Below are 1114 nucleotides of genomic sequence, written 5' to 3'. Positions count from 1 at the left end.
CTTGTCCATGCGGCGTGTGGATACTCCTGCCAGGTAGCAGTCAGCGACCACTGTGATCAACGCGGTTTCACAGCGTTTGCGCCGTTGCAGTAACCATTCTGGGAAGTAGGTGCCTGAGCGCAGCTTGGGGATCGCCACGTCGATGGTGCCGACCCTGGTATCCAGGGGCCGGTAGCGATACCCGTTGCGCCTGGTGTGACGCTGCGGGTCTTGTTGGCCCCACTGGGCCCCGCACACGGTGTCAGCGTCCGCTGAGAGCAACGCGTTGATCACGTGCTGGAGCAGGGAACGCATCAAATCTGGGGGTGCCTGGGATAACGCCTCGACAAGCAGGCCAGCAGGGTCGATAATATGAGGAGCGGTCATCGTTGTGCCTCCAAATCGTTTCGAGTCAGAAGTAGAGAGCTTTCTCGAAGGATCACACGGTGACCGCACCCATCACAAGCAACGGGCCGACCACCCACGGTTACACCACTATGCGGGACGCTACTCTTTCACCGCTTAGTTACCGCCTGTTTGAGGCTAAGCGGTATATCGAAAACGTTGGTATATCAGTCAAAACATGGTGTGTTGCCGCCTCTACCGCCTAATTTCTAAAAAGTGTACACGCGAGTGTTCATCTTCCTACATATGCGTGTGTATATATAAAAGTTTTCGGTTTTAGGCGGTGAAGGCGGTAAAGGGTTGGGATTCGGTTGAGATACGAGGGAAAATGCTATACCGCTTTTGCATTTTCAGGCGGTAAACAGCCGGTATCAACGCCGATTAGGCGGTGAAAATCCTCCTCTGCAACCTCCCTCCCACGAGATCATGCACGAGCGAAGATAGTCATACGCCCCGAAGGGGCGTTGGATGATAGTCCTCGATGTTGGGTGATAGTCCCCCCTCCCCCCACCTCGACGACGGGCCTGAGTTTGGCTGAAAGGTAGGGAATAACATAGGGATTCGGTCTCGTCAGGGCAAAACAAAACCCGGTATCTCAGCGACTTTTCGTTGAGATACCGGGTTTTTCTGGTTGCGGGGACAGGATTTGAACCTGCGACCTCCGGGTTATGAGCCCGGCGAGCTACCGAACTGCTCCACCCCGCGGCGACTCATACAACTATACAGACCC

General features: G+C 55.2%; 1 protein-coding gene and 1 tRNA gene. Both read right to left on the bottom strand.

From position 1 onward, the window contains the following. Nucleotides 1–366, bottom strand: a 366-nt coding sequence (locus HMPREF2605_RS03160) for a transposase (RefSeq protein ID WP_210401030.1), incomplete at its 3' end; no start/stop codon positions are given. Between the two features lie 646 nt (nt 367–1012). Next, nucleotides 1013–1089 (bottom strand) — tRNA-Met (locus tag HMPREF2605_RS03155). Nucleotides 1090–1114 lie beyond the last annotated feature (25 nt).

Source organism: Rothia sp. HMSC065C03 (genome assembly GCF_001837295.1).
In the GTDB taxonomy this organism is placed as follows: domain Bacteria; phylum Actinomycetota; class Actinomycetes; order Actinomycetales; family Micrococcaceae; genus Rothia.
This window is presented reverse-complemented; position numbering and strand designations above follow the sequence as displayed.